The 6,836-nt window shown below is 42.1% G+C and carries 6 protein-coding genes; 3 read left to right on the top strand and 3 right to left on the bottom strand.

The annotated features are described in order from the left end of the window. Positions 1 to 116: 116 nt before the first annotated feature. The 3 genes from BGL89_RS02985 (at position 117) to BGL89_RS02995 (ending at position 3,625) form a co-directional block, all read left to right on the top strand. Positions 117 to 995, top strand: coding sequence for a phycobilisome linker polypeptide (locus tag BGL89_RS02985; RefSeq protein ID WP_286824366.1), 879 nt, complete (start codon positions 117 to 119; stop codon positions 993 to 995). A gap of 137 nt (positions 996 to 1,132) precedes the next feature. Beyond that, positions 1,133 to 2,809: a bifunctional 3,4-dihydroxy-2-butanone-4-phosphate synthase/GTP cyclohydrolase II gene (ribBA, locus tag BGL89_RS02990; RefSeq protein ID WP_286824367.1), complete on the top strand. Its 1,677-nt coding sequence runs from the start codon at positions 1,133 to 1,135 to the stop codon at positions 2,807 to 2,809. 114 nt (positions 2,810 to 2,923) lie between these two features. Continuing rightward, positions 2,924 to 3,625: a Uma2 family endonuclease gene (locus BGL89_RS02995; RefSeq protein ID WP_286824369.1), complete on the top strand. Its 702-nt coding sequence runs from the start codon at positions 2,924 to 2,926 to the stop codon at positions 3,623 to 3,625. Positions 3,626 to 3,682: 57 nt separating this feature from the next. Here BGL89_RS02995 and BGL89_RS03000 read toward each other — a convergent pair whose 3' ends face one another. The 3 genes from BGL89_RS03000 to BGL89_RS21165 form a co-directional block, all read right to left on the bottom strand. Then, positions 3,683 to 4,741, bottom strand: a complete 1,059-nt coding sequence (locus tag BGL89_RS03000) for a D-alanine--D-alanine ligase family protein (protein WP_286824371.1) — start codon at positions 4,739 to 4,741, stop codon at positions 3,683 to 3,685. Between the two features lie 232 nt (positions 4,742 to 4,973). Next, positions 4,974 to 5,975, bottom strand: coding sequence for a hypothetical protein (locus BGL89_RS03005; protein ID WP_286824372.1), 1,002 nt, complete (start codon positions 5,973 to 5,975; stop codon positions 4,974 to 4,976). Between the two features lie 2 nt (positions 5,976 to 5,977). After that, entirely contained in the window at positions 5,978 to 6,580 is a 603-nt protein-coding gene (locus tag BGL89_RS21165; RefSeq protein WP_353743907.1) for a J domain-containing protein, read from the bottom strand. Positions 6,581 to 6,836 lie beyond the last annotated feature (256 nt).

Genomic DNA, 6,836 nt, shown 5'->3' on the forward strand with positions numbered 1-6,836 from the left:
GTCCGCCCACTTGGTTTTCGAGACGGTCTTTTTAAGACTAACGTAAAGCCAACCTAGAACGGCGGGGTTTCCCACCCAAAATTTTCGATGATCATTTTTTTTGTAGGAGAACTTTAGTGGCAATTACTACCTCAGCTTCCCGTTTAGGGACAACCGCTTTTAGCGAGGTTGCTCCCGTGGAATTACGTCCCGATTGGTCTCGTGACGAGGCACAGGCGGTTATTCGCGCTGTCTATCGTCAGGTGCTAGGCAATGACTATATCATGCGTTCCGAGCGCCTTACCAGTGCCGAATCCTTACTCTGTAACGGTTCGATCACCGTGCGGGAATTCGTCCGCGCCGTGGCCAAATCGGAACTGTATAAGAACAAATTCTTCTACGGTAACTTCCAAACCCGCGTCATCGAACTTAATATCAAACATCTTTTAGGTCGCGCTCCCTACGATGAGTCGGAAGTGGTCTATCACCTCGATCTCTACGAAAACAAAGGATTCGAGGCCGATATCGACTCCTACATCGATTCCGCCGAATATACCGAAAACTTCGGTGATAGCATCGTTCCCTACTATCGCGGTTTTGCCAGCCAACCTGGTCAAAAAACCGTGGGATTTACCCGGATGTTCCAACTCTATCGCGGTTATGCCAACAGCGATCGCTCTCAGATTGCCGGCAAAACCTCCCGTTTAGCGGTGGAATTAGCCCAAAACGGTGCTTCGGCAGTAGTCGGTCCCTCCGGTGGCAGCGATGGTTGGGCCTATCGTCCCTCCGGTCAACGCAACACCCCCAGTAAAGCTCTTGGTGGTAGTGTGGCCTATGGTAATGTGGGTAAGCTCTATCGCGTGGAAATTGCCGCCATCAGCAAACCGGGTTATCCCAGTGTCCGTCGCAGTAGCAAAGCGGTTATCGTCCCCTTTGAACAGTTAAATAACACCCTGCAACAGATCAACCGTCTCGGTGGCAAAGTTGCCAGCATCACCCCCGCTAGTTTGAATTAATTTTCTAGCTGAAGATAGCTAAAAGTCTCCCGGGCAGCCGTCAGGTTCACCGGGAGACTTTTTTCTAGGGAACTGGCAGAAATTGACCCTCAGCAGATCGAGCAAACCTGTAGAATGAAAATAATTCCCTCGTTTTAATGCCTGTGACTGTCACTTCGATCGCTTTTGACTCTATCGATACTGCCTTAGCGGAAATCAAAGCCGGACGTGCCATTGTCGTAGTTGATGATGAGAATCGCGAAAATGAAGGAGATCTAATCTGTGCGGCCCAATTTGCCACCCCCGATCTGATTAACTTCATGGCAGTGCAAGCTCGCGGTTTAATCTGTCTGGCAATGACGGGAGAGCGTCTTGATGCTCTCGAATTACCTTTGATGGTGACAAAAAACACCGATAGCAATCAAACCGCTTTTACCGTTAGCATCGATGCCGCTCCCCATTTAGGGGTTAAAACTGGCATTTCGGCAGAAGATCGGGCGAAAACCGTGCAAGTTGCCATTAATCCGGTTACTCGTCCCGACGATCTCACCCGTCCCGGTCATGTCTTCCCGATTCGTGCTAAAGCCGGTGGGGTCTTAAAACGTGCCGGTCATACGGAGGCAGCCGTGGATCTAGCTCGGTTAGCTGGGTTATATCCAGCGGGAGTTATCTGTGAGATTCAAAATCCCGATGGTTCCATGGCCCGTTTACCGCAACTATTTGAATACGCTCGTCAACATAATCTAAGGTTAATTAGCATTGCCGATCTGATCGGTTATCGCTTAAAACACGATCGCTTTGTCCATCGGGAAACGGTCTGTGATTTTCCCAGTCAATTCGGCACTTTTCAGCTTTATGCCTACCGAAATTTATTAGATCAAACCGAACACATCGCTATTGTGAAAGGCGATCCCGCTCTCTTTGGCGATCAACCTGTAATGGTACGAATGCACTCAGAATGTCTGACCGGGGATGCCTTGGGATCCTTGCGTTGCGATTGTCGCCAACAGTTACAAACTGCCCTAAAAATGATCGAAAAAAACGGTTTGGGGGTGGTGGTTTACCTGCGACAGGAAGGACGGGGAATTGGCTTAATTAATAAGCTAAAAGCCTATTCTTTACAGGATATAGGACTAGATACGGTGGAAGCCAACGAAAGGTTAGGATTTCCCGCCGATTTGCGCGATTACGGCATGGGAGCGCAAATGCTCAACGATTTGGGGGTGAGAAATCTTCGTTTAATTACCAATAATCCCCGTAAAATTGCCGGATTAAAAGGCTATGGTTTGGAAATAGTCGAGCGAGTACCTTTGCTGATCGAGGCTAATGATTATAATTCCAATTATCTAGCCACAAAAGCGGAAAAGCTAGGACATCTATTCTTACAAACCTATCTAGTCACCATCGCTCTCAGTTGGGGGGAAAATCCGCCGTCAATTTCGCAAAGATATCATCAATTGGAGAAATTACGACAGTTAAGTCGCGCTAATCAATTATCTCTCCAAGAAGAAACCCGACCGGTAGCCAATGCCCTTTTTGATCGCGCCCCTTTGATCGTACATTTAGGTTTAGATATTCGTCAGGGTGTCAGCAGTAATTGGTATAAAAATCCTTCCCATCCTTATCTTCTGGTTATTGACAAGATATTAAATGACATTAAAGATTGGTCGGAAATTGAACGCTTAGAATTTTTAATTTCCGACGGAGACGATTCGATGACGGGATTACAAATGAAACTCGATCGTCAAAAAATGTCCGATGAAGATTTCTCACAATTACCACAATTAGCTACCCAAATTATCTACAGTTTTACTCGTGAGTCAGCCAAAAATTAGTTTTCTATGACCGTACTGTTGCCTCTTGCCTCTTGCCTCATCTCAACAAGCAATTTAAATATTTAACAGCTTAACAGTTATAATTAAACAAAGCTAGTGTAACGGGGAAAAACCATGACAACTCTCGACATTTTACCGGAAGTTACCTGTCCCCCCACCGATTTATGGAGTGATGAACCACCCTTGGAAAGTGATCTACATCTACAACAAATTACAATTCTGATCGGTTGTTTAGAAAGGCTATGGCAAGAAAGAAATAATTACTATGCTTCGGGAAATCTTACCATCTACTATAACGAAGAACAACTAAAAAAGCGCGATTTCTGCGGTCCTGATTTTTTTGTGGTTTTAGATACAAAAAAACGTCCCCGCAAAAGTTGGGTAGTTTGGGGAGAACAGGGGAAATATCCCAATGTAATCGTCGAGATTCTTTCCGATTCTACGGCCAATATTGACCGCAATAAAAAGAAAATTCTCTACCAAAATACCTTTCGGACTCCTAACTATTTCTGGTTTGATCCTGAAAGTTTAGAACTGCAAGGATTTAGACTAATTGCTGGACAATATCAGGCTATTCCTGCTAATGAAAACGGCTATTTATGGAGTGAACAATTAGAACTATATTTAGGCATTTTTGAGAGGAAATTGCGTTACTTTACCCCCACGGGTGAATTAGTGCTAACTGCCGCAGAAGCAGAATTACAGGAACGAGAAGCGAAGGAACAGGCTATCCTCGAAAAAGAACAAGCTATCTTGGAAAGGGAAAGATTAGCCCAAAAATTACGAGAATTGGGCATTGATCCTGAAACTATCTAATTGATCAATATCTCTAGGCTAGGTAATTCCTATCCTAGAAATGTTGGTAATTTAACCTTATTTTTCCTGTCTTTCTAAGGCTAATTGTACTAACTTATCGACCAATTTATCAAACTCTAAACCGGTGGCTTTCCAGAGTTGGGGATACATACTAAAATTAGTAAACCCCGGCAGAGTATTAATTTCATTGAGAAACACTTCCCCAGTCTTTTCCACATAGAAAAAATCCACCCGCGACAATCCCGCAGCATCCACAGCTTTAAATGCTTCTACAGCCATTTCTCGCACTTGATTAGCAGTTTTATCGGGAATATTAGCGGGAATCACCATACTCGATCGCCCGTCAGTATATTTAGTTTCATAGTCATAAAAATCACTATCAAAAGTAATTTCTCCCACCGAGGAAGCTTGGGGATTATCATTACCTAAAACCGCACATTCGATTTCTCTTGCGGTTACTCCTGCTTCAACAATAATCCGTCGATCATAACTAGCAGCACTATCTAAAGCAGCCTCTAATTCTTGCCGGTTGCGCGCTTTACTAATACCCACCGAAGAACCTAAATTAGCCGGTTTAATAAAACAGGGATAACCTATTTCCTCGGCGATTTGATCGCACAATTGCGGAAAAATACAGGGATTTGACCACACTTGCGAGCGGGTTACGGCCTTATACTTAACTTGGGGTAATCCAGCAGCTGCAAAAGCAGTTTTCATGGCAATTTTATCCATTCCTAGGCATGAACCCAGGACCCCACTACCCACAAAAGCAACCCGCATGAGAGTGAGTAATCCTTGCAAAGTGCCATCTTCCCCATTCGGTCCGTGGAGAATTGGAAACCAAACCTCAATTTCGCTCACTTCTGGGGGAAATTGCCAGATATTGACTTTTATATCACTCTCAATAGCTAGGGGTTGCCCAGAGGTTAAAATTTGTCTAGCAGTTGCTGCCGAATGCCAACAGCCATTTTTATCGATATAGAAGGGGATAACGGCGTATTTGTCAAGATTTTCGGGGTAATTAAAAGCTTGCAGGATCGATCGAGCCGAATTGATAGATACCTCGTGTTCTCCCGATCGACCACCAAACAACAATCCTACCTTGATCTTATCCATATTATCCTCTCTAGACCCAGCTATATCCTAAATTAGAGTTCAACTATCATATATACTATGGGCGGAGTTGACAATAGTTGCCAATGATTTAGATGCGGCTGTTCCTCGTCAGATCGGGGTTTCGGCAAAACCTCAAGATAAATTAATTATCGATCGGGATGAAATTTGGTCGTTCTTTCCCTAAAAAAATGGATAATCACTTTGGAGCTATTCACCCCCCGAAATTGAATGATTATTTAGCTAATTTTTCCAGTTTTTTCTTAGTTTTCTGAAGTTTTAAGGCTAAATTGCCCTGATGTTCGGGATAGTAAATATGCAAGAATTCGATAAAATCCTCGATTGTGCAAGGTTGATGAAATCCCCCTAAGTTACCGTGAAATTCTTGGTGAATTTCTTCTTTAATAGTCACCAAATTCAGATCCAATGTCGCTAGATGGGGATATTTCTGGACAGAGTAAAGATGATGGACAGCGAGATTAAATTCTACATCTTTATCCGGTTTTTGCCCTGTCACCTGACAAGTGTTTTTATCTCTAGTTTTAGCTCGTTTTTTAGCCTTTTCAATCTCGATTTTTTGTTTGGTATCGTCATCTAGATGTTCCTGAATTTCTTTAAAGGCAAGAGGAAACTCCATTGCAATCATTTTACACATTTCTTGGCGCGATTTATTCGTCAAAGTTTCACTCATGGACTTAGAAATCATCACTATTCCACTTTCAGAGAACCAAAACTCTCTTTTTTCATCTTCGTAAAAATCTACTCCTAATTCTAGAGGTTTATCAGTTCTTTGCTGAAGATGATTCACGGTTTTATTTAGCTTGGCTCCATTAGTTTCTAAAATTCGCCGTAAACTCTGTTTATGAATCATAGCCAGTCCTTGACAAACTTGAATTTCGCCAGAGTCAGTGAGTTCAGCAAAAATTAATTTTCGTGCCAAAGAGCGACGAATTTTTTGATCGTGCTTAGTAAAAAATTCTTTAAATTTGTAGAAAATTCCTCGCTTTTCATTCTTCTCGATATAGGAAGCAATTTTAAAAGCACCTTTAGGGGAAAAGTTACGAAGTTTCTTCTCCTTATTGACAAATTGATAATCGTCACCCTCAACTAAATCCCAATCATCATTAGGATCAGCATCAAAAAAGCTAACGATTTCATCCAATCTCTTATGAGAAATGGAAAGCCATTGAATTAGTTCAGCTTCTCTGATAGTAAAAATTTCTTTTTTGCGAGGCATAATTATTTTATCTCCGTGGTGATAGACTTATACATCACAGTCAAACGATCAAAGATGTGAGAGTTTCCTGTTTCTTGGTTATCGGGATGATAGATCTTAGAAAGACGATAATAGGCATTTTTAATGTCTTCCTTGCTGGCAGTGTTTGGATCAAGATCGAAAACACGATAGGGACGAAAGTATTTAAAAATATTGATACCGTTGATACAATCTTTCCCCTGTTCGTAATCTTCTTCGGGAAGAATACCGATATATTTCCTGTAGATAACCTCCCAACTTTCTCGCTGAGATAAATTGATATTATCAAAGGCTCTAGTAGCCATTTGAAACATACTCGATTTTTTTAATTCTGTGGTATTGCTAACCTCAAAATAGGCATAAACTGCCTGTTTAAGTTGCGTTAGAGTTAAAGGTTTAACTTTTGAGCCTGTGGTAGTGGTGGCTGTAGTTTTTGATTTAGTTAACGATGGTTTGGGCGACTTTTTACGGTGATTTTTGATGACAAAATCGGCAAAATCTTCGAGAATACGACTTTCGATCGAGTATTGCTCACAGATAAGACTAATCTGCTCTAAAATGAGCGAGTTAAGAGGATTAGTGGTCATAATTTCCCTAAGAAGCTGCAAAAAATATAGCCTTTCTTATCAAGATGAAGTGTAGGCTAATTTGGTATGAACGACCGACGACTGACTCCCGAAAACTTCCTATCCTAAATCAATACCACTGCTGTGGCCACTTTGTCAAGTGGTTAATAATGAAAAAAGTGACTCGGTTGACACTCCCCGCTCTAAAGAGACGGGGATTCTTGGTTCACAGAGATTACTTGCTTAGACAGAATTGCTTCTGAAAAAGTAGAGGTAT

It is taken from the genome of Microcystis sp. LSC13-02 (assembly GCA_002282935.1).
Taxonomy (GTDB): domain Bacteria; phylum Cyanobacteriota; class Cyanobacteriia; order Cyanobacteriales; family Microcystaceae; genus Microcystis.

What these genes read in the sequence shown, in the direction of transcription:
- BGL89_RS03000 (WP_286824371.1), bottom strand. Translation starts at nt 4,741, where the DNA reads ATGGATAAGATCAAGGTAGGATTGTTGTTTGGTGGTCGATCGGGAGAA.
- BGL89_RS21165 (WP_353743907.1), bottom strand. Translation starts at nt 6,580, where the DNA reads ATGACCACTAATCCTCTTAACTCGCTCATTTTAGAGCAGATTAGTCTT.
- ribBA (WP_286824367.1), top strand. Translation starts at nt 1,133, where the DNA reads ATGCCTGTGACTGTCACTTCGATCGCTTTTGACTCTATCGATACTGCC.
- BGL89_RS02995 (WP_286824369.1), top strand. Translation starts at nt 2,924, where the DNA reads ATGACAACTCTCGACATTTTACCGGAAGTTACCTGTCCCCCCACCGAT.
- BGL89_RS03005 (WP_286824372.1), bottom strand. Translation starts at nt 5,975, where the DNA reads ATGCCTCGCAAAAAAGAAATTTTTACTATCAGAGAAGCTGAACTAATT.